At 35.8% G+C, this 19,704-nt stretch carries 27 protein-coding genes and 2 pseudogenes; 18 read left to right on the forward strand and 11 right to left on the reverse strand.

The genetic code is table 11. From position 1 onward, the window contains the following. Window positions 1-66: 66 nt before the first annotated feature. Window positions 67-315: a hypothetical protein gene (locus EEL30_09080; protein QDX92463.1), complete on the forward strand. Its 249-nt coding sequence runs from the start codon at window positions 67-69 to the stop codon at window positions 313-315. Window positions 316-943: 628 nt separating this feature from the next. After that, window positions 944-1,294, forward strand: a complete 351-nt coding sequence (locus EEL30_09085) for a hypothetical protein (GenBank protein QDX92464.1) — start codon at window positions 944-946, stop codon at window positions 1,292-1,294. Window positions 1,295-1,330: 36 nt separating this feature from the next. On the opposite strand, the gene EEL30_09090 is transcribed toward EEL30_09085, so the two are convergent. Continuing rightward, the gene (locus EEL30_09090) at window positions 1,331-1,939 is read right to left on the reverse strand and encodes a hypothetical protein (GenBank protein ID QDX92465.1); all 609 of its coding nucleotides are present in this window, start codon (window positions 1,937-1,939) and stop codon (window positions 1,331-1,333) included. Between the two features lie 159 nt (window positions 1,940-2,098). Here EEL30_09090 and EEL30_09095 point away from each other — a divergent pair, with 159 nt between their 5' ends. The 12 genes from EEL30_09095 to EEL30_09150 all read left to right on the forward strand — a co-directional run bounded on the left by EEL30_09095 (window position 2,099) and on the right by EEL30_09150 (window position 8,817). Then, on the forward strand, window positions 2,099-2,284 hold the full coding sequence (locus EEL30_09095) for a hypothetical protein (GenBank protein ID QDX92466.1): 186 nt from the start codon (window positions 2,099-2,101) through the stop codon (window positions 2,282-2,284). After that, window positions 2,277-2,465: a hypothetical protein gene (locus tag EEL30_09100; protein QDX92467.1), complete on the forward strand. Its 189-nt coding sequence runs from the start codon at window positions 2,277-2,279 to the stop codon at window positions 2,463-2,465. The genes EEL30_09095 and EEL30_09100 overlap by 8 nt, the downstream gene beginning before the upstream one ends. Before the next feature lie 190 nt (window positions 2,466-2,655). Beyond that, window positions 2,656-2,835 carry a hypothetical protein gene (locus tag EEL30_09105; protein ID QDX92468.1) on the forward strand — a complete coding sequence of 60 codons (180 nt, stop codon included), beginning with the start codon at window positions 2,656-2,658 and terminating at the stop codon, window positions 2,833-2,835. 32 nt (window positions 2,836-2,867) lie between these two features. Then, entirely contained in the window at window positions 2,868-3,119 is a 252-nt protein-coding gene (locus EEL30_09110; GenBank protein ID QDX92469.1) for a hypothetical protein, read from the forward strand. A gap of 315 nt (window positions 3,120-3,434) precedes the next feature. After that, window positions 3,435-3,740: a hypothetical protein gene (locus EEL30_09115; GenBank protein ID QDX92470.1), complete on the forward strand. Its 306-nt coding sequence runs from the start codon at window positions 3,435-3,437 to the stop codon at window positions 3,738-3,740. A 3-nt stretch (window positions 3,741-3,743) separates the two neighbouring features. Next, complete coding sequence (locus EEL30_09120) at window positions 3,744-3,962, forward strand: hypothetical protein (GenBank protein ID QDX92471.1); 219 nt, start codon at window positions 3,744-3,746, stop codon at window positions 3,960-3,962. 142 nt (window positions 3,963-4,104) lie between these two features. Next, window positions 4,105-4,710 carry a hypothetical protein gene (locus tag EEL30_09125; GenBank protein QDX92472.1) on the forward strand — a complete coding sequence of 202 codons (606 nt, stop codon included), beginning with the start codon at window positions 4,105-4,107 and terminating at the stop codon, window positions 4,708-4,710. 61 nt (window positions 4,711-4,771) lie between these two features. After that, window positions 4,772-5,506 carry a hypothetical protein gene (locus tag EEL30_09130; protein QDX92473.1) on the forward strand — a complete coding sequence of 245 codons (735 nt, stop codon included), beginning with the start codon at window positions 4,772-4,774 and terminating at the stop codon, window positions 5,504-5,506. Then, the gene (locus tag EEL30_09135; GenBank protein ID QDX92474.1) at window positions 5,506-6,780 is read left to right on the forward strand and encodes a PBSX family phage terminase large subunit; all 1,275 of its coding nucleotides are present in this window, start codon (window positions 5,506-5,508) and stop codon (window positions 6,778-6,780) included. Before EEL30_09130 ends, EEL30_09135 begins: the two co-directional genes overlap by 1 nt. Before the next feature lie 12 nt (window positions 6,781-6,792). Then, on the forward strand, window positions 6,793-7,491 hold the full coding sequence (locus tag EEL30_09140) for a phage portal protein (GenBank protein QDX92475.1): 699 nt from the start codon (window positions 6,793-6,795) through the stop codon (window positions 7,489-7,491). A 145-nt stretch (window positions 7,492-7,636) separates the two neighbouring features. Then, entirely contained in the window at window positions 7,637-8,260 is a 624-nt protein-coding gene (locus tag EEL30_09145; protein ID QDX92476.1) for a mannosyl-glycoprotein endo-beta-N-acetylglucosamidase, read from the forward strand. A gap of 212 nt (window positions 8,261-8,472) precedes the next feature. Beyond that, on the forward strand, window positions 8,473-8,817 hold the full coding sequence (locus EEL30_09150) for a DUF3139 domain-containing protein (GenBank protein QDX92477.1): 345 nt from the start codon (window positions 8,473-8,475) through the stop codon (window positions 8,815-8,817). Between the two features lie 45 nt (window positions 8,818-8,862). Here the strand turns inward: EEL30_09150 and EEL30_09155 are convergent, their stop codons facing one another. The 5 genes from EEL30_09155 to EEL30_09175 all read right to left on the reverse strand — a co-directional run bounded on the left by EEL30_09155 (window position 8,863) and on the right by EEL30_09175 (window position 12,747). After that, a complete protein-coding gene (locus EEL30_09155; GenBank protein QDX95714.1) occupies window positions 8,863-9,477 on the reverse strand; it encodes a hypothetical protein in 615 nt (204 codons plus the stop codon). A gap of 956 nt (window positions 9,478-10,433) precedes the next feature. After that, window positions 10,434-11,783, reverse strand: a complete 1,350-nt coding sequence (locus EEL30_09160) for an XRE family transcriptional regulator (protein QDX92478.1) — start codon at window positions 11,781-11,783, stop codon at window positions 10,434-10,436. 181 nt (window positions 11,784-11,964) lie between these two features. After that, window positions 11,965-12,198, reverse strand: coding sequence for an XRE family transcriptional regulator (locus EEL30_09165; GenBank protein ID QDX95715.1), 234 nt, complete (start codon window positions 12,196-12,198; stop codon window positions 11,965-11,967). A gap of 146 nt (window positions 12,199-12,344) precedes the next feature. Further along, window positions 12,345-12,548: a hypothetical protein gene (locus EEL30_09170; protein QDX92479.1), complete on the reverse strand. Its 204-nt coding sequence runs from the start codon at window positions 12,546-12,548 to the stop codon at window positions 12,345-12,347. A 13-nt stretch (window positions 12,549-12,561) separates the two neighbouring features. Next, the gene (locus EEL30_09175) at window positions 12,562-12,747 is read right to left on the reverse strand and encodes a hypothetical protein (GenBank protein ID QDX92480.1); all 186 of its coding nucleotides are present in this window, start codon (window positions 12,745-12,747) and stop codon (window positions 12,562-12,564) included. Between the two features lie 494 nt (window positions 12,748-13,241). On the opposite strand from EEL30_09175, the gene EEL30_09180 reads away from it, so the two are divergent. Beyond that, complete coding sequence (locus tag EEL30_09180) at window positions 13,242-13,583, forward strand: YolD-like family protein (GenBank protein ID QDX92481.1); 342 nt, start codon at window positions 13,242-13,244, stop codon at window positions 13,581-13,583. Window positions 13,584-13,680: 97 nt separating this feature from the next. Here the strand turns inward: EEL30_09180 and EEL30_09185 are convergent, their stop codons facing one another. Beyond that, complete coding sequence (locus EEL30_09185; protein QDX92482.1) at window positions 13,681-13,941, reverse strand: hypothetical protein; 261 nt, start codon at window positions 13,939-13,941, stop codon at window positions 13,681-13,683. A 109-nt stretch (window positions 13,942-14,050) separates the two neighbouring features. Beyond that, window positions 14,051-14,782, reverse strand: a complete 732-nt coding sequence (locus tag EEL30_09190) for a hypothetical protein (protein ID QDX92483.1) — start codon at window positions 14,780-14,782, stop codon at window positions 14,051-14,053. Between the two features lie 258 nt (window positions 14,783-15,040). Between EEL30_09190 and EEL30_09195 the strand changes: the two genes are divergently transcribed. Together EEL30_09195 and EEL30_09200 are read left to right on the forward strand one after the other, a co-directional pair. After that, window positions 15,041-15,271 carry a helix-turn-helix domain-containing protein gene (locus EEL30_09195; GenBank protein ID QDX92484.1) on the forward strand — a complete coding sequence of 77 codons (231 nt, stop codon included), beginning with the start codon at window positions 15,041-15,043 and terminating at the stop codon, window positions 15,269-15,271. A 66-nt stretch (window positions 15,272-15,337) separates the two neighbouring features. After that, complete coding sequence (locus EEL30_09200; GenBank protein QDX92485.1) at window positions 15,338-15,559, forward strand: hypothetical protein; 222 nt, start codon at window positions 15,338-15,340, stop codon at window positions 15,557-15,559. Between the two features lie 448 nt (window positions 15,560-16,007). Here EEL30_09200 and EEL30_09205 read toward each other — a convergent pair whose 3' ends face one another. Both EEL30_09205 and EEL30_09210 read right to left on the reverse strand, forming a co-directional pair. Continuing rightward, window positions 16,008-17,537, reverse strand: coding sequence for an alveolysin (locus EEL30_09205; GenBank protein QDX92486.1), 1,530 nt, complete (start codon window positions 17,535-17,537; stop codon window positions 16,008-16,010). Between the two features lie 442 nt (window positions 17,538-17,979). Then, window positions 17,980-18,259, reverse strand: a pseudogene (locus tag EEL30_09210) (site-specific integrase). Between EEL30_09210 and EEL30_09215 the strand changes: the two are divergent. Further along, window positions 18,256-18,508: pseudogene (locus EEL30_09215) on the forward strand (mannosyl-glycoprotein endo-beta-N-acetylglucosamidase). The pseudogenes EEL30_09210 and EEL30_09215 overlap by 4 nt on opposite strands. Before the next feature lie 321 nt (window positions 18,509-18,829). Here the strand turns inward: EEL30_09215 and EEL30_09220 are convergent. After that, window positions 18,830-19,624, reverse strand: coding sequence for a hypothetical protein (locus EEL30_09220; GenBank protein ID QDX92487.1), 795 nt, complete (start codon window positions 19,622-19,624; stop codon window positions 18,830-18,832). Window positions 19,625-19,704 lie beyond the last annotated feature (80 nt).

Raw genomic sequence — 19,704 nt, forward strand, 5'->3', positions numbered from 1 at the left:
GGATGGAAACATTATGAATCGATTGAAAAATGGGAAATAAAGCGAAGTTGGGGTGTTGAATGAAAAATGGAAAAAGAAACAAAAGCAGATATGATTCTTTCTGGCAATGCAGTTTTTACATTCCTAGAGGATGAGCCCAAACCAGCCTCCATTGTGATCGTCGCAAGTAGAATTGTAGCGGTAGGTTCGCCACAAGAAATGAAGGCATTCATCGGTCCCGAAACAAAAATATATCAATTTGATGATCAGTTAATAATTGGTAACAGCTCCTTTTTTGAATTATTTATGAAAGAAAAGCATAAAAGTAGGACATAGAAAACATTGTTCTTTAGACTCGTTTTGTTAATCCCATGCAGTTTTTGAAGTGAATATATTAGCAGGTATAGAACAAGAGGTAAGCTACGAATAAAAGTGAAATAAGATGATATTGGACATTACTAAGAAGACTGGACAAAAAAGCAGCACCCTTGAAATAATCTCAAAGGGTGCTACTTGTACCATAAGGCATTTATTTTACAACCATAACTGGGCACAGTATTTTTTCACTACTTTACAACTAACACTGCCTAACTTAAATTATGTAAAGAATTTAGTCCACGGCTTCCGATAATAAATAGGCCCATTTTTTCATTGTTTCATATACAAATGACAGAGTCAGGGCATTAAGAATGAATAGCATAAATGAACTTAGATTGTATAAGAAAACCTTAAAAGTCACATGGAGGTTCTATGAAAAAAACGTCAGATTCAACAGGAAGTACATCCTTACCTGGCCGAGTTAAACTAAGTAGCGAAGAAATTACAAGAAGTCAGATAATGAATCAAGTTTTAAAGACTGAAAAGATGCAAGACGAGGTAAACCAAAAACAGGAAAATAATTTTTTATTAGAAGGTGAATAGATTCTTAAATAGAAATAATCAAAAGTACCAAGAGGATGTGGCGATGGATTTTATTAATCGAGCTGAAGGTTTTTGTGATTCATTTGGTATTATTTCAACACAAGGGCTTGCCTTTGTTTTTGATCACGTTGTTCAAAGTTGGAGTTTTAATAATATGCAACGAATTTTACTTGAAATTCGAGAAAAAGAAGACGAGTATCGTAAAGCACATGATAATAGAGCAATGCCAGATGAAGATCGGTTAAGTATTATTTTAGATTTTATTCCTAATGATGCCGCACATCAATTTGACCGACGATCTCTCATTAAAGAAGGCTACGGGGTTTATGTAGGAAAGCGTTATGATATCATGGATTTTGGGTATGGATCATTAAATTACAGCGATTCATTTTAAAAAATAGGAACTGGGGGAATGATCCCCCCGTTCTTCTTAGTTTAAAATTTTATTAAAATCCGGCTCTTTTTTCATCTCTAAGGTTTTCTTAATTTTGAAAGTAGGCAGATCAACTAAATAGACGGTATATGTTTTATATACCTTGTCGCTATTATGGAAGTCTACATAATGAATAGTAATATAGGAAAGAGCTAACGATTTTTTATCTGATGAAAATTGATAATCTGCAAAAAGGAATGTTTCATTTATGGGTAGTGTTGTGATTTTTTCATTCTCTTTTTTTAGTAAAAGAGAGTTACAAAGTTTAACTCCACATTGATATTTTAGGAGTAAATAGGTTGCATCCTTATTTTCTAAGAGGATTATCCCACGGGTAGCAACACCCAGTTCAGCTTTTTTTTGTTTATCGTCTTCTAATTCTGAGTAAATCTCATTAAATTCTGGTATAGATTTGATTGGTATTTTTATGGTCTTTGTTTTACTGCTATAGTCTTCAAACGTAATATTATCTAAGTCTTGTATAGATAAATATTCAGGAGGTGCACCTGTTCCAACGGTAGGCTCTTCTATAGGTGAAGAAGCTACAAAGTATTGAAGAATACCTAAAAGAATAAGAGAAAATAACCCAACTGATCTTACTTTCATACAGGCCCACCCTCCATATATAACCAATTTTTTCAAGTATAACATGGTAAATGGTAAATTTCTCTATGTATGTGGAATATAAACTGAAGTCAAACTTTTTCGTTTTCGGATAGGCTTTTTTGTCATGCAAAAGCCACTTATAAGTAGAAGGGTAAAACGATGGGAGGTGCTGAATTGAAAAGTGTTTCTTTAAGTGATAAAGAAATGGAATTAATCATTAGCGCTCTTGATTATCAAAACTATGAATTTGCAACCTATGAAGATGATTCAGGTCATTACGATCTTAAATTAAAGCTAGAGCAAAGCCTTAACCAAACAAATTCAGAGGAGGTAAATGGTGATTGAAGATTTAGTAGTGTTTCTCTTTTTTCTATCGTGTTACCTCATGCTTGGTTGTATGGTCTTAATTCCAGCATCATTACTACCAGATTTTAAGTTCTCTTTTAAAGAGAAGGTGTTGCTATTAATAGAGTGGTTACCAATTTTAATCTATTTAATTCATATAAGTGAAAATCAGGAGGGATAAGGAACATGACTCCAGATGAATTTGAAAAGCGCATGAAAGAGATATTTCCTAAAGGTTACTACGACGAGGAAATAGCACATCAAAAAGCAGATGAACTGATGTGTGATCTACTCCGTTCTCTTGGCTATGGAGCAGGTGTTGAAGTGTTTGAAAAAGCAAGTAAATGGTATGCGTAGAAAGGATGATTAATGTGGCAAGCACTACAGCAAAAGCAACAATTAGTATTGATATTGAGGGGTTAGAGAAATTGAAAGAACTTAATAGAGAGATCGGAAAGTTCGAATGTGAATTTGAAGAAATGCAGGAACGGATGAATAAAGTTAGAAAGAAAATGGATAACTGGGAACCTAAACTAATTCGCAAACGTTAATATCTTTAAATTTATTCTGTAGGAGGGATAACATGGCATCTACTTCAGTCACAGTTAAAGTTAATGGAATTGAGGAACTAAAGGAGCTTACAAAAGCGATAGAAGATGTTGTAACAGCACTTGAGAAGCTAAATAAATGTACGAACAAAAGTAATTACGTAACGCTATCACCTACTGTAAATATCACAACAGGCCAATGTGTAGATGCTGTTTCTACCAAAACGTTATGTCTGCTAGGTGACGAGATTACAGAAACTTTAAAAGTCATAGGCGGCAAATACTAGGGTTTTTTAGTAAGTGAAACTTTAGCTAGTAGTTTATTTAAAAAATGAGACAAAGAAGGTTTAAGCAAAGGTTTACCTTTTGGGTACACATAAAATACCCCTGTAATTTATGGCAGGGGTAAATAGAAATTTTATTTCTTATTTATTAGCAAAATATCAGAAAATATTTTGAGAATCATTGAGGATGCTGTAAACGGAAGCAGAGATGATTGCATCAAGAAAATAAAATATTTTCTATAATTATCTATGTTTGTTTCATCTGGGATATAAGTTGGACCAAAAAAGGTAGTAAAATCATTAATAAAGTTTGAAGATATGACAGAAATAGAAAGTAGAATAACAGAAAAGCATCTCAAAATATCAAAGGATATCCTAACGTGTTTTAAAAATATTTCTCTAGTAGAATGTTTTTCGTTTTGCTTATATAAAAACCAAAAGATAAGAAAGGAAGATAGAAAGATTAAAAATAAAAATATTAATGATGAGGTTTCGAAGAATATTATCGAAAACAAGAAGAAAGGCCAGAATACCACGGAAATAGGTAGTATGAAAAATGTTACAAAGGCCATGAAATATATGTTTGTACTCATAAATTTTTTAAGATTCAGATCTCGTAGGTGAATAATGGGTGCAACTGCAATGAAGACAAGAATCAAAACAATAAGAGGATATGTACTTTTATTAATTAAATCAGTAAATAACAAAAGGAATAATATTAAGTACCAAAATAAAGGGTATGCTTTTTCTATGAAATTAACGATGGGATTTTGGAAAATAATTCTTAAAATTTTTTTCATCTCAGTTCATCCTTTTGAAGTAATACTATATCAAATTCTTCAATAAGTAGGTATCTCCTTCAACCTAAGAGGTACTTTAGAAACTATAGTGTCGCGATCACGGTGGATACCCCCTGCCGAAGTAAGTGGGGGTTTTATAATGGACAACCTCCTTTTATTACCTCAAAATGGCAATAAGGAGGGATAATGTGAGAAAAAAAACAATGGAAATGCTAAAAGGGTATACTGCACTAATAGCAATGTGGATTTTAATTGGCACAGTTGTTTTTAAATGGATTGACCTATTCATTGATCTTAAAAGAGATGTGTTTATTGCAATGATTGGATTTGTAGGGTCTATCATAGGAGGAGCAATTACATTATTAGGTGTTAGAATGGCAATAAAAGATCAAAATCGTAGAGATTTTTTTAATTCGATACCTTTACGTTATCATCATGGTGTATTTGTACAGACTATCCTGGTTGACTATTATTCATTACTTTCCGAATTTCTAGGACAGAATCATCATTATGAGTTTCATATCCATCTAACTAATTTAGTAAGCAGGAGTGAAGAGCTACTGCAGAAGGTTGCTACTGTAAGTATTGAAGCCTATGATTATGCAAATGATTTTTTGAATTTAGCGTTTAGTCTAGAACATTACATGAGGAGTACTAACCATGATGGAACTAGTCAAGATGAACGCAATCAAAAATATATAGAGTATCTCCAAGAGATGAATAAGTCTCTTTTCTTGTATAGTGATGAGATAAAAAAGATTAAAAGGGATTATAGTTTAATGCGACACATATAAGCGCCCACGCGGCGCTTTTTTCTTTTGCAAAACAAACTCAATAGGTGGTGGTGATCATGTAATGGCAAAAGCAAGGAGTCCAAACCGCGACAAGGCCTTGGAGTTATGGCTCGAAAGTGGCGGAAACATTAGCAATCGAGAGCTTGCCGAGCAACTAGGCGAGAAGGAAAAAACAATAAGTAACTGGAAAAGCAGAGACAAATGGAATGTAGTACTACAAACAGGTCAATGTAGTACTACAATGAAAACTGAGTCAAATGCTGGAGCGCCAGAGGGGAATAGAAACGCCGTAGGCAATCGTGGAGGAACCGCACCGAAAAGAAATAGCAATGCAGTTACCCACGGCTTCTTCCGCAAATACTTCCCAGAGGAAACAGCAGATATCATGGAAGAGATAGAATCAAAGTCTCCTATTGATATGCTTTGGGAGAACATTGTTATCCAGTACACAGCGATAGTAAGAGCGCAACGTATTATGTTTGTGCGTGATCAGGATGATGAGACAAGGGTATTAATAAAAGAAAAGCCTGGTATGTTCGGAACAGAAGAAGAGTGGGAATACCAACATGCCTGGGATAAACAGGCTGCATTCCTAAACGCCCAATCAAGGGCTATGACAACTCTACAAGGCTTGATTAAACGCTATGAAGAGATGCTTAACAGCTCACTGGCGACCGAAGAACAACGCTTGCGTGTTGAGAAGTTGAAAGGTGAAATAGCCGTCCTTGAACAAAAGACTTCTAAAGATGATGATAAACCTATTGAAATCCTCATCAAGCGAAAGGGTGAGGGGTAATGGTTGAGAAAGAGGTTAACCCTCACTTTGAAGAGTTTTTGTTCAACTGGGATCACAAGTTTTATTTTCTGGTTGGTGGTTATGGTTCTTCCAAAAGCTATCATGTTGCTCTCAAGCTTGTATTGAAGCTACTAGAAGAAAAACGAACTGCTCTAGTGATTCGTGAAGTTTACGACACTATCCGAGACTCTTGCTTCACGTTATTTGAGGATATCGTCATAGAGCTAGGGCTTGATGAGAAGATAAGGTTTGTAACATCACCTATGCAGATTCGTTTTCCTAACGGTAGCAAGATCATATTCAAAGGAATGGACAAGCCTGCCAAACTGAAATCCATTCATAACGTCTCAATCATCTGGATAGAAGAGTGTTCAGAGGTTAAGTATGACGGGTTCAAAGAGCTTACTGGGCGCTTGCGGCATCCAACTATGAAGCTACACATGATCTTGTCAACGAATCCAGTAAGTACATCTAACTGGTGCTACAAACACTTTTTCAAGAACACCAAGGCGAAGCATTTTGTCCTGGATGATCGAGATTTGTATCAAGAAAGGGTTATGGTAGTCAAAGATACGTATTACCATCACTCTAAAGCAGATGATAACTTGTTTCTTCCCGGCAGTTATATTGAGCAACTAGAAGAGTTGAAAATACATGATCCAGATTTGCATAGGATTGCCCGTAAAGGTGAGTTTGGAGTTAATGGAATCGTTGTATTCCCTCAGTTCGTTACACAGCCACATGAGGTGGTTATGAATGCCATAGGCAGTATTAGAAAACCGATCATGCGTGCTGGCATGGACTTTGGTTTCCAGACTTCATATAACGCTTCGTTACGGCTTGCTGTGGATCATAACGAAAAGATTCTTTACATCTACTGGGAGTATTACAAAAACCAAATGACAGATGATAAGACGGTTGAGGAAATAGATGAGTTTAAACGTTCTGGTGAGCTTATCAAAGCTGATAGTGCTGAACCAAAAACCATTCGTTTCTTCCGTCAAAAAGGATTTAACATGAGGGCAGCCAAGAAGTTTCAAGGCTCCCGTGAGCAGTACACAAAGAAGATCAAACGTTTTAAAAAAATTATATGTTCCGATCAATGCCCAAACAAGATTGAGGAATTGAAAGAACTGACATTTGCAGTCGATAAACAAGGGGAATTACTCGAAGATGAGTTCACGATTGACCCCCACACGTTATCGGCAATTTGGTATGCACTAGATGATTACGAGGTATCAGACTTAAGAGGCGGGTCAGTTTCTTTTGACTAGAAAGGAGGGCGCATGGTCCAAACAGAAACAGATCGGATTAACAAAATCATTGCCGATGGTGCTAAGTCAGGTATGACGCTAGAAGAGTTTATTCAACGTGAAGTAGATGAATGGAAAACATCAAAAGTCCGAGAGCTTATGATCAAAGGCGACAAATACTACCGTGGTGACAGCGACATTCTAACCCGTAAGCGAGAAGTAATTGGCGAGGGTGGCGGTAAGGTAGAAGATAAGAACCTAGCCAACAACAAGCTTGTACACAACTTTGCAAGGAAACTAGCAGATCAAAAGGTTGGCTATCTACTCTCTAAACCTATGAGCGTACAAACGAATAACAACACATACCAAACCTTGCTAGGAGATTATATTGGCAAGGCTTTTTTGCGCACTCTCAAAAACGTAGGCAAGGAATCTATCAATAAGGGTAAGGCGTGGCTCCAGGTCTATTACAACGAGGCAGGAGAGCTATCATTCAAACGTATCCCTAGCGAAGAGGTCATTCCTATGTGGAAAGATAGCGCGCACACTGAGTTGGACGCTGTTATCCGAGTCTATGAGGTTGAAACGTATGAGGGTAAAAAGAAGAAGACTATCAAAAAAGTGGAATACTGGGACACTCAGGGCGTTAAGCGCTATGTGTATGGTGGACAGCTCATACCAGACGTAGAAATAGGTGACGAGGGTAGTACATTCCTCTTGCTATTGTTGTGATTGCAGTAGCTTATAATGCGATCAACGCTTTACTATTCGGGGGCGATTTACTCGAAGCTGGCAAGATTGCTTTTATTGAGGCAACGGCTGCTATCGGGATTCATTCGGGAGTAAAAAATTCATTTCAGAAGGGGGATGTGGAGCAATGAAACCACAAGATTTTATAGATAAGATTGCACCGGGTGCTGTAGCAGACATGAAGAAAACGAGGATACCTGCCTCTCTTACAATCGCTCAGGCTATTCTTGAATCAGCTTGGGGCGAGAGTGGACTAACTAAGCAAGGGAATAACTTGTTCGGAATTAAAGGAACAGGTCCCGCAGGTGTTTGTGCCATGCCTACAAAGGAGAATTACAACGGTCAATGGACGACCATAACAGCTAATTTCCGAGCCTATAACAACTGGGGAGAGTCTATTGCAGATCATTCCAAACTAATACTAAACGGTACAAGAGACAAGCCTACACGCTATCATGGCGTGTTAGGAGCTGATTATAAGACTGCTTGTTATGCTATCCATAAAGGCGGTTATGCCACTGATCCTGATTATTCAGGTAAACTTATTGGATTGATCGAAAAATACGGACTAGCTACATATGACAAGGAGGAAACAACGGTGGATAAACTGTTAGCAAATGAACTGATTTTGGTTTTGAAAACACAATGGAAAGTTAGTGACGCAATGGGGATGAAGGAGCAAGCGAATTACCTTGGTGAACTTGCCGATCGGGTACGTGTTGCTAGTGGGCAGGAGCCGCAGAACAAGTGATTTAGATTGATGATAAAAAAAGGATCATACACTAATAACAACAAAAATGTCAGAATATGAGGAAGTTGTATAAAATGGTCTATACCATAGTATCGTGATTCATGTTGTGAACATTAATGGATGTAATTCGAGTTAAAAGAATATTTGGATAAAATTATCTTTATTGGTATAATAAGCAGGTAATGTTGTAGTGTAAGAGGGAGGGATGGTTTTTGAAAAAATTATATTTGTCTATAATAGCCTTATTGATTGCATTCTTAGTTATTTATAACTTTGAGTGGCTTATTGGCGGTTACTCATCAAAGAAAGAAGAAATAAAAAATCAAGTAGAAACCTACTTAATAAATGAAAAAAAGTACAAAGAAAGTGATATTACAGAAATTAACGTTGATTATCAAAGGAAGTTCGCTGCGTATGGTACTAGAGTCATTTTTAGTGACGAGAAAGATAAAACTTATGGCTATAGCGTTATTGATGGAGAGGTCATACAAACAGGTTATGGAGCTTCTAAGTATAATAAAGGTCAATTAAGTGATGAAGCAAAACATAAGGAATAATAAAAAAGTTACCTGTCAAATTGCAGGTAACTTTTTGTACTTTTTTTAGAAATTGCCTTGAGTAAGTACAGTGGTCACATCTGAACTGTCTTCCAGATCGTAAGGAGCAGCGAATTCTAGTTTAATTGGAGATGTACCCCCTGGCCCAGGTGCATATGTCGTAGATGTATTCAATCGAACATCAGCACCAAAATAGTATGCATTCCATACAATTTTTGAGCAATATGTTTTGGACTTATAATTGTATAAATCAGAGATGGCATATTCTACATCTGAATATTTTCTTACATACCAGTCTGCCCAATCTGCTGCCTGGTTCCGAATCTTGGTTCGATTATGTCGAACTACTTTCGTCCCATATTTTTTACTTACATTTTTTCTAAAAAAACTCTTAATTGAATTTTTTTCTGGATTATACCCTGGCCCTAGTATTTCAACAACATTTTCTGTATCTACAACAATGGCAGCATGACCAGTAAGTCCTTTGGAAATGGTATTGCTTGTTATAAGAATATCTCCTGGCTTAATCTCAACTCTTGAATTTGGATATGTTGACTCCACGGGAACATCCTCTGGTTTATTGATTTTTTGACTCTCTGTTTCAGAAGCTGACACACCTAAAGCTCCCGTAAATATTAGTGAGACTGACATCAAAAACATAAGTAATCTTTTCTTAAACATATTTAAACCTCCGAACTATTTGTGATTTTCTTCTGTTACCTTTATAAACAAAATATTTTTAGCCTCACGTTTCCACTCAAGACGGCGTTCAGACCATTCTTCTTTTAGTTCTTGTTTTCGTAATATTCTAGCTGGCTCTTGCAATTTCAATTTCTTGATAAGAGTCACCCCATACCAACATATTCATGAAACCAATCCTTCTGGCGTCTTAATGGAAAAGCTGAAACACGGCTGTCTTTTTCTAAAAGGTTTTTCCGTACAGCTTTATTCTCATATCCGACAACTACTGTTCTAATAAAAAATATTTTTTCCCCTTTGAACGCAAGGGCATGATAAACTTGAATGGAGCATTTTCTAGATGCTTGGTATGGGGTGTTCCTAAGCTTTCTGAGGGCATATAGGAACACCCCGTTTTTATTTCCTTCTCTGGACATCTATCATCGTCCCATGCTAACATCTTTCAACTCCTTTCTATGAGTATTCCTTGTTCACTACCCTCCTTTCTCTGGCAACCACAAAAATGATAAAAACAATCTATTTTTCTATATTTTTCATGGATTACCATTTGTTGACTTAATTATATATCAGTAGGAACAAATTTTCCTAATAGAAATTTGTGTTAATTAATTAAGTCTTTTTGTTTGATTCTCTTATTTTCTCTTAAAAATTAAATCTGGTAATTTTAGTGAAACCATTATCGTGATAAATAATAAGATGCATCGTGTCCAAAATGGCACATTTGGAATTAGATTAATTAAATAAATGGATAAAAACAAAAGAACTCCTGTTAATAAAGTGTTTTTTATAGTGATCATTCCTTTTTGAAAGTAGATTCTCTTCCTAATTCATTCCAAAAAAAAAGAGAGGATGCCCTCTCTAATTACCAACCTTCACCTACACTTTTTGAAGAAGCTGTTGTTTCCAATTCCTTAACCTCAAAATTCGTTTCTGTAAAGCCGTACAAGGAAAGAATCGCTAGTAAGAAAATTATTCCTCGCTTCATGTAAATCACCGTCCCTTTCTGTCATGACATCGACAAATTTGTCTTTTTGTTCTGGTGTTGCAAGATAATCATATTCATAATACTTCAAAATAATGCTACGGACTCTTTCTACATTTTTAAACATGATAGCTAGGTCTAGAGCTTCAAAGATGTATTCAAACCCTTTATTGCTATCCTCAATTATAAAATAATATGAGGCTAATGCTTGATAAAGTTTTAGCTTATGTCTTTTGGTAGGAATGCTTGTTTGACAAGCAATTTTTTTGATTTGTTCTTCAAAGGTACAGATCAGTTTTTGAATGCTTTCTATATCTTTATTCTGTAAATATGTTTCAACAGCAACTGGCAATAACATAAATATTTCAACATCAGTAGCTAAACTAGCAAAGTTGTCAATGTATTCGACATGGCCCATTTCTATTGAAAATAATAATTCGTTTAATTTTGAAATTTGCTGAAAGCCTTCATAGTTAGCATATTCTTTAGTTATAAGCAATGCTTTATTATAATCTTTCATTTCTCGATAACTAAAGGATTCATATAGTAAGGCTTCCGCTATGAATTTGTTATCGTTTAACGTGATAGCCAATTCCTTCAATTCTGCTGCATACTTTAATAATTCCCCCCATTTTTCTACGGCATTATAAAAAGTTAATATTTTATAATACGCTTCTAGTTTATATTCTTCTGGAAGTATAGGAAGGTATTCTAAAAGTTGGTGAAGAGTTTGATACCCAGAGACAGTAAGGTCTATATCTCTAGCTATTACAAATCGTTTAAAATAAGAAATGGCTGCTCGTTCATTACGTGTTGTACTGTTCGCGGTCACGATATCATACAAGGGCAGACTATAGTTTCTTTGATCGGATGAAAAAATATGCTCTGCCATCTTAAAGGTGTTATCAAGAAGCCTTCTTCTATCTGTATCATCTTTGATCAATTCTATGATCCTCTTTGTAATGTCATATCGTTCTACGTTGATACAACTTGTGAAAAAATCAGCAGTTTTAACAGGTGACAATTTTCCTGATTCGTTAAAGCATTCCCCAATAAAATACTCATAGAAGGTGTCTTTCGGTAATCCTAAAGCTTCTGTAATAGCGTCTAATTGAGGTAATGTCAATCCCCGTTTGTTGTTCATTATTTGACTCAAAGTAACTGAATCAATTCCGGTGGCGAGAATCAAATCTTTTTGTTTCCATTCTTTTTTATCAAGTGCATCTTGCAAATGCTGACGTAGTTCTATTTGTGCCTCTTGATAACTGTATTCCAAAGCTTGCATTTACCTATCCCCCTTATTGGTCTTGGAAATATAAGGAAAAACGTAACTTCCCATATGATACTTTAATTAGATAATATTGTAAACTATAATGAAAGGAAATAAATGATTTTTTTTAGAAATATTAAGTACCTATAGGTTCTCAAATATCGTAGGAGAGAGTAGAAAATCTACTCATCAATGCCTATTGTTCCCGTTCCCATTCATAGAGATGTTCCATGCGGAAGTTTGGCATGTACATCTGAATGATGCAAGTAATGGTATACATAGCTTCTGGAGACATTTGTTTTGTGTTTGTGGCATAATGCGATATCATTCTAGCCGACAAACCTGTTCGCCTCGCTAACTCAGCTTGCTTCATACCAATAAAGTTCAGAACGGGCTGTAATAGGCATTCTCCGCGTAGGTAAGATACCATTACATTCATCCTTATAGGCTGATAATTTGGCTCTGTCCGTGTCAAGAAGCTTGCTATGTCATCTAATGATAATCTTCTTTTTTTATTGACAATCATCTCTGCAACCATTTTGCTTATTTCCACGGAATTTTGCAACCAAACATTAGCTATTTAAACAACTTCTTAATCACCTTAAATATATCAAAATTGGTTCTGTTATACGCCTTGTTATAAGCATACTTCTTAGGATTTCTGAGCCATCCCCAACCTCTCGGCATCTTCAACCCAGCCCGATGTACTAACTGTCGTTTTAAGCTTGTCCTAGCTGCTACACGCTTTTTGAAACTTGGTTTACGGATTCCAAACTTCATAGCAACCACCCTTTTATTTTGATCTACTTTCCATCCAATCTTCAATTTGTTCCTTCAACCATATCGGCCCACATGAAAGTGTCGTTATCGGCTCAGGGAACTGACCGCGTTTAATGTAAACTTGCAGGTATCCCTTGGTTTTACCTGTCATTTCACAGACTTCTCCGAAGCCAACAAGATCATCTACATTCACAAGCACGTTAATTCCTCCGTCCAAATAAAGCTGTCACAATAAGATAAGCGACTGTCACGAGTAGTATTCCTTGTTTCCACCAAGCGCTATCTGGTGTGTAAGTAGCAAGGAGAGCAAGAGCTAAAGCGCCACGGATAGATACAAGATTTCTCACGTCTAAGTTTTTGATTTTCATGGTATAATTGGGATGTAGGGGGGAGGTTTCCCTCCCCAGCTTACTTACGGCGTTTTCCTTGGCGGGGGCGCCGTTTTTGTTTTTTCTTCTTCTTTTTCATCTTTGGATGAATAAAGTCTTTGTAGATCGTATACAGGAAGACGATAAGAGGAAGCCAATCTTTCAACCATCCCAATTCTGCACCTCCTTTCTAATACTATTATAGCATTCTGTTATACAAAGTACAACGGATTATTACATATTATTACCAATATATTTTGTTTGCATGTTCGCTATCTGTTCGCCTAAAATAGGAACAAACGTTCTTTATAGGAGATGTTTTTTGATGGCTACTAAAATTCTTGATCCGCTTGTAACGAAATTTATTTTACCTGAGCATGCCGAGATGTTACGTCAGCTCCACGAGGATAAGAAACTAGTTGAGAAGCCGATCATTGAAGAGGATGAGCTAGCCGAGTTCTGTTATCGAATTTCTGACTCACGTCAGCATGACTACGCTCTTACAATCAACTGGTGGAAAGCAACAAAAGGGGATAGGGGCGTAATTGAATCAGCTTGGGGATGGGTAGAGAAGTTTGATTCAACGTTTAAACAGATTAAGCTAAAGAACGATGAGGATTTCTGGTGGATACCTGTAGAGGATGTAGTGAAGATTGAAAACAATTGAAAAGGTCCCACTCTTACTTGTTTTAAAAAGTAGATTTCGTGGCGAGAAAAAGTTAAAAATCAAAAAGCCTCGCATTGATTGCAAGGCTTTTTGATTTTTAAAGTAACTCAATATAATGTTTTGCTTCTTGGGCTGTTAATTTGAGTTTATCTTGGACTAGCTTTGTTGCTTCAGCTTTTTTTCCTTGTTCAATCAATGATTGAACTTCTAAATCTAAATGATTTTCAATAGCTAATTTTTGAGAAATTTCTCTCAATCTTATATTGGTTATTTTTATTGAAATATACAGATTTTTAAATAAAATCAGAGTTACTATAAAAATAGTGGTCGTCCAAATAATTATATAAATACTATCCATATCACCCCTCCTTAAAAAATAAAAGTGAATCATTTACGATTCACTTTACTATAATCTGGAAAAACACTCCAGTTTCTAGATGTATATGTGGGGAATTTAATTTCTATATCTACTTATTATTCCAAGCTGATTCGAACCTATATTCACAATCCTGTCTTGCTTTATAAGCTTGCCAAACCTTGTATCCTGCTGTTGCTGAGCCGCCAAGAGCAGTAACTATAGCGATAACTCCAGATGAGCCAAGGGTTGCTGGAGCTGCTAAAAGCTCGGCTACCACAGCAGCTCCTGTTGTACCAAGTACCGCATATGCTTCTTTTTGATAAGACTCCAATGTATCTACAGAATTTCTGAAATCAACTAATTCAGATTTATTATTAGAGTTTTCTTTTTTCGTTGTACTTGCACTAGGAGAATAGATTTTCCATTTAAAGGTTTTATCGGATCGGCTAATTTGGTAACCATATCCAAACCAATCGTCTTCTGCCTCTGCGATGACATTATCTTTGGCTGCTGCGTCTAGATTAAGTTCATTTTTACTAGACTGTATTTGGTTAACAGGTTGTATTGTAACAGCCTTTTTTTCTGCTTCTTCTACTTTTATTTTATTGTTGACTTTGTCATATGTTGCTATTGTGACTTCTTCTCCTGATGTCACTTTTACTTTACGAAGCTCTTCATTATCTTCTAAAACCTCGGAGGTAATTTGTTTACCTTCTATTACGATTGTTTCGATTGATTGAGATTGGTGTGTTTGAACGTTATTGATTTCAGATGCGTGTGATACGTTTTGAGAGAATAACAAGGCAGTACATAGCACGGTTGGAATCAAGATTTTTTTCAAAGTAGAACCTCCCAAAAATTTGAAATTGTAGTTACAACTCTATTATATTACAAAATTACCTATATTTACAATTTAATTCCATTAAATAACAAAACGAAGGAGAGTCGTTCAAGATTCCACAATTCAATTTGCTACCGTGTCAAATTACTGACATATAGTTCTTACTTAATTGTAGGGTCTTTTTTTTCGTCAAAACCTCCATTTACTCGCTAAAGGATTCGACAAGGGCAGTAGTGAAGTGAGCAATGGGGTGATTTTATGATCTGTTACCTGAAAACAATCCTGGTCATGTTAGATATGTCTCAGCAGGAGTTAGCTGATACACTTGGAGTTAGCCGGAATACGATCACAAGCTTAGCGAGAAACAGGTCAGTGCCAAATCTAATGCTGGCTTATGACATAGTGGATGCATTGAACGACCAAGCCGTTGAACAGGGATTAGGAAAACAATGGACGGTTGAACAAATTTGGGAAAGAAAAAAATCATAGTTGGACATGCAAAATCAAAGTTAACTGTGCATACACTGTACCATTAAGGTTAAGGAGATGGTGCAGATGTGGATCGTCCACCAACGTATGGCAGAGATTTGGGTTATAAATAAGACAAGAGAGCTGACTGGCTCGGAAATGACAGAAATGAGTCAAGGTCTCAGTGCGAACGCTACAAGAGCTTGGGAGATTGCGAAACTCAAAAACCTATCTTTAATTGCCAGCCTGACGAAAGACATAGAATGGCAGCATGAGTTGTGTGCCAGATTAGAAAAGATACAAGGATGAAGAAAGCCCCTCTCATATAGAAAGGGGACTGACAACTGACAACCAAATTGACAACGCCATTAAGTTTTTGAGGTAAACTAGAATGAGAGATGTTACAAAACAAAGCTTATTCTACCTTGGTTTTCCGCACTTCCGTAGCACGTAATTCAAGGTAGAACAGCTATGTTACAATACAGGGCATGTGGAGTCGGTTTGCTTGTTGGAGAGAAAATAAGGATAAAGAAAACGGCTAAAGTCCTTGTGTAGCAAGAATTTTAGCCGTTTTCAATCCTTCAATCTGATAAATGATTAAGCGTAAGGAGAGTGTTGACCAATTTACATTACGCTAATACGATTCATTGCCCTGGTATGCTTTAGGTTTACATCATAATCATGTAATCCTTTTTTATGTCTAGCTAGCCTCTGAAAGAAGGAGAGGTACTGTTTTTCCAATGGGTACTTCTCTTTTCTAGTGGCTAATACTAGCTGATGGTTGTAATGTAGTTCCTCCAATTGAAACTTTTATTTCATTAGTTAATGGAACATTGTATTCATCTATAATCGTTCTCCACCATTCCCATGCTAGACCTGTACATTCTCTAGCAAGAATTCTTATGTTTTTAGAATTAGGTGGAAGTGGTATTACGGTAGAGAAATGAGCTGTTTTGCTTTGGTAGTTTCCATCCCAAGTTTTGTGGGTAAGTACCTCATTTCCATCTTTATCATATGAAAATTCATCCCAGGATACTTCAAATTGAGCAACGTATGCACCATAATGATCAAGAAGGATTTTACCTTTAGAATATTCTGTAGAGGTAGTCTCAATATAGTCTGTATTATTATGAATAGCAGCGATTGAATTATCTTTTAAGAAAATACTAGTATATGAAATAGGGTATGCTGGATTTTTTAGACTAAATTCTGCATTATCTTTAATAATATTTCGTATTTCATCAAAGTCTTTTGTGACAACTTTGTTATGCTCTTTTGAATCTCCCCCTAATACTACAGCAGTAAAGGAGCTATCTTCAAAAATGTCTTTGTACTGTCCGCTAGCTTCTACATTGGTATTCTTGAGTAAGGCTTTAAATGCAGCTTGTACATCTTTGCTCTTAGAGGTTGTTTCTAATTTCACATAAATGGTTCTGCCATAAGCTACATTTGACACCATAACAGGTGGAGCTTCATCACTTACCCCTTTACGGATCAGTTCCTCAAAAGTAACACTATCATCAAAGAGGTCTGATGGATTGTTTGGTAGCTCTGCATTTACCGTATAAAATATTTGCTTATACGCAGCAACCATTACTTTCTTCTCTCCACTAGCAATAGCATTAAAGTCAATTCCCAGTGAATTGTTAAGAATTTTAGAGTTAACATTAAGAGCACTTGCTATTTGATCTTTGCTATAAACCATGGATTCTGCATACTGTAGTCTTGCAGGTAAAGTATTTGTTGTTGAATACTTTTCACTCCAAGTAGATACTAATTCATCGATTGCTCCAGATACATTACCAAATGTTGGGTTTTCAACCGTTATTGTATTTTCTCTTTTCATCCCAGGTAAATCTATACTAATATTCAAGGGTTTTCTCTTGGCCATTAATAAAGTAGGTTGATTTGCCACAAAAGCGTCGTTTGCAAGTTGCATTGCGCCTGGATAGGTACGATTCGCCATAGAATCAATAATGGAAATATCCACTGGTGAAGTTGTAAGTGATTTTTTCTCTCGTTTAACCACTATAAATTTACCATTTGATTTAACACCTTCTGTTGGAACATAACTATCTATTTGATCACCATTTACTGCTAAAATATCGTGAACATTATAGTTTAAGTTAGCTATTCCAGTATCAATGTCAATAGGCTTGCTTGTTTCACTGTCTACATTAGTATTAGGTTTTTCAGCAAAAGAAATAAAAGGATAATTAATAATGCATAAACTTGTGCTTAAGCAAATGAGTAATTTTGTTGCTTTTAAACGGTTTAGAATTCTCAAGTAACATCAACTCCTTTTGGTAAATCATACCGTCTATTTTTGGTATTTAGTATAGTTCCAGAGACTCAACTAGTTAGTAATATATTATTATGAATTAAATAAAGAAAGTGTCCGAATGAAGATTAAAAGTCAAAAGGACCATAATAATTCATTTTAAAAATAGTGCTTTAGTTGTATCTTCCTGGGCTAATCAGTGAAGGAATTAACTAGCGAGTAAGCGTATCTTAATTGTCGATTTTGATTACTCTAGTCATGTGGAGAGTGTGGCTTTGCTTGCTAAAAAAGGAACAGGTATCTTAAAACGTTGATATAACAATGATTTTTGCTATATAACAGTGATTTGGATTTGAGTATAACAGGTATCGAAATAATGGATTGTTGACCAAATTCATAAAACTATATCACAAAAGAGTAAAAGGCACCGGATAATTGATCTGGTGTCTTATTTTGTGGTGCCAGATGCTTTGGGTTGAAATATGGATTCAAATTTATTAGCAGCTTCTTTATCTGCTGATTGGAGGGCGTCCCCGTAGACATTCCTCGTGGTAGAAATACTTAGGTGACAATGCCTTTCAGAAATTATCTTGGCGTGTACTCCCTGATTAATTAGAATCGTTGCAGAAGTATGACGCAAATCATGGAATCGAATATATCGCAAATTTGTGCTTTTTTAAGAAAGTTCGAAACCAAAGATATAATGATTCTGGATAAAATGACTTGCCATGTCATCCGTAAAGGTGGCTACGTTGCTGATCTGGGTTAAGCTAAGTGGGTTGATTGAGAAGTACAGTCTAGCTAAATATGACAAGGAGGAAATAACAGTGAAACCAGGGGTAGCAAACGAAATTATTAGCCATTTACAAGGGCAATGGGCTTTCTACAATCAAATGGGCATGAAGGATAAGGCTGTGAGGATTGGGCAGTTGGCAGATGAGTTGAGGGTTGCTAGTGGGCAAGTCGTACAGAATAAATATTTAACCATAACCTTAAAAATTAGAGGAATCCCCCTTTCAATAAAACGTGCTAATCAAACTTAATTAATTGTTCAATGCGTTCTATATGAAAGGGGGGAAATAACAAAACCTTTGAATTTTTTTCTAATCAGGCAATCCAGATTAAAGGTTTTATTGGCTAAGATAAGCTTTTATTGCTTTATAAACCATGTTAAGGGTTATAGCCAACAATATCACTGCTATTCCTCTTGCTTTTTTATTTCCCCACACCTTATATAAAGCATATATACTTGAGGCTAGTATAAGTAAGCAGATAATAATATCTATCATAGTTAATCCTTAGTATGGTGTAATTTTATTTTTTAGTAGGTCATACGCATCTTTAAGAGCTTCTTTACCTGCATTCGAGGCATTGTAGAGTTTGACTGCATTCCAGCCTGCTACCCCTGCTTCTGGAAGTAGCAAAATGACGGTTTCCCAAGTTACCAAAGCTGCACCTATCATTGATGCAATTGTGACTTGTGCATCTATTATATCTGCATGTTTACTATCAACTTTGTCTGCATATCTAATGAATTTGGATGCATTACCATTACCATTGCTATATTTTACTAATCCTTTACCGCTAGGCTCTTCTAAAAAATCATTTACCTTTGGAAAAGCCTTAAGATAATAATAGTCGTCATTAATCTCATTATAAGTGATTACTCCCGCACGACCGCCACTCTCACCTTTAAAGGCTTTTGCAAAGGAAACCCTATCTTCACTTGCTGTAACTGGTTGATTTAAAAAGTCTTGAGACAATTGTTCACCGTTAATAAAAAACTTTTTATCATTAGTTATCTTAATCTCGGTAACTTTTCGGTCAGTAGTGTTTTCGTTTTCATCATTATAGTATTTATTTTCTGTTATGGTTATCAATTTTACTAAGGTTTCTTCTGAATCTTTCGTTACTTCCCTATAAACCTTTTCAATTTCTTCTCCGATTTCATTGCCTTCGATATCTAGTATCGGATTTTTTTCATCATAAAGCAGGTTACTTGATTCAGCTCTTACGGACTGAATACTTTGAATGCCGAACATGCTACAAATTAGCGCAAAAACCATCATTAAACTTGTCATTTTTTTTAGCATAATAGTCCTCCTAGTTCATATGAAAAATACTTACAATCAACTGCCTTATTAGCAAAAAAATACCAATTAACAGTTTAACA

The organism is Brevibacillus laterosporus (assembly GCA_007833815.1).
GTDB classification, from domain to species: Bacteria; Bacillota; Bacilli; order Brevibacillales; family Brevibacillaceae; genus Brevibacillus_B; species Brevibacillus_B laterosporus_D.

What these genes read in the sequence shown, in the direction of transcription:
- EEL30_09090 (QDX92465.1), bottom strand. Translation starts at nt 1,939, where the DNA reads ATGAAAGTAAGATCAGTTGGGTTATTTTCTCTTATTCTTTTAGGTATT.
- EEL30_09195 (QDX92484.1), top strand. Translation starts at nt 15,041, where the DNA reads ATGATCTGTTACCTGAAAACAATCCTGGTCATGTTAGATATGTCTCAG.
- EEL30_09160 (QDX92478.1), bottom strand. Translation starts at nt 11,783, where the DNA reads ATGCAAGCTTTGGAATACAGTTATCAAGAGGCACAAATAGAACTACGT.
- EEL30_09180 (QDX92481.1), top strand. Translation starts at nt 13,242, where the DNA reads ATGGCTACTAAAATTCTTGATCCGCTTGTAACGAAATTTATTTTACCT.
- EEL30_09120 (QDX92471.1), top strand. Translation starts at nt 3,744, where the DNA reads ATGGGTGCAACTGCAATGAAGACAAGAATCAAAACAATAAGAGGATAT.
- EEL30_09085 (QDX92464.1), top strand. Translation starts at nt 944, where the DNA reads ATGGATTTTATTAATCGAGCTGAAGGTTTTTGTGATTCATTTGGTATT.
- EEL30_09135 (QDX92474.1), top strand. Translation starts at nt 5,506, where the DNA reads ATGGTTGAGAAAGAGGTTAACCCTCACTTTGAAGAGTTTTTGTTCAAC.
- EEL30_09165 (QDX95715.1), bottom strand. Translation starts at nt 12,198, where the DNA reads ATGGTATCTTACCTACGCGGAGAATGCCTATTACAGCCCGTTCTGAAC.
- EEL30_09170 (QDX92479.1), bottom strand. Translation starts at nt 12,548, where the DNA reads ATGAAGTTTGGAATCCGTAAACCAAGTTTCAAAAAGCGTGTAGCAGCT.
- EEL30_09130 (QDX92473.1), top strand. Translation starts at nt 4,772, where the DNA reads ATGGCAAAAGCAAGGAGTCCAAACCGCGACAAGGCCTTGGAGTTATGG.
- EEL30_09080 (QDX92463.1), top strand. Translation starts at nt 67, where the DNA reads ATGGAAAAAGAAACAAAAGCAGATATGATTCTTTCTGGCAATGCAGTT.
- EEL30_09095 (QDX92466.1), top strand. Translation starts at nt 2,099, where the DNA reads ATGGGAGGTGCTGAATTGAAAAGTGTTTCTTTAAGTGATAAAGAAATG.
- EEL30_09115 (QDX92470.1), top strand. Translation starts at nt 3,435, where the DNA reads ATGACAGAAATAGAAAGTAGAATAACAGAAAAGCATCTCAAAATATCA.
- EEL30_09145 (QDX92476.1), top strand. Translation starts at nt 7,637, where the DNA reads ATGAAACCACAAGATTTTATAGATAAGATTGCACCGGGTGCTGTAGCA.
- EEL30_09155 (QDX95714.1), bottom strand. Translation starts at nt 9,477, where the DNA reads ATGTTTTTGATGTCAGTCTCACTAATATTTACGGGAGCTTTAGGTGTG.
- EEL30_09200 (QDX92485.1), top strand. Translation starts at nt 15,338, where the DNA reads ATGTGGATCGTCCACCAACGTATGGCAGAGATTTGGGTTATAAATAAG.
- EEL30_09140 (QDX92475.1), top strand. Translation starts at nt 6,793, where the DNA reads ATGGTCCAAACAGAAACAGATCGGATTAACAAAATCATTGCCGATGGT.
- EEL30_09185 (QDX92482.1), bottom strand. Translation starts at nt 13,941, where the DNA reads ATGGATAGTATTTATATAATTATTTGGACGACCACTATTTTTATAGTA.
- EEL30_09220 (QDX92487.1), bottom strand. Translation starts at nt 19,624, where the DNA reads ATGCTAAAAAAAATGACAAGTTTAATGATGGTTTTTGCGCTAATTTGT.
- EEL30_09110 (QDX92469.1), top strand. Translation starts at nt 2,868, where the DNA reads ATGGCATCTACTTCAGTCACAGTTAAAGTTAATGGAATTGAGGAACTA.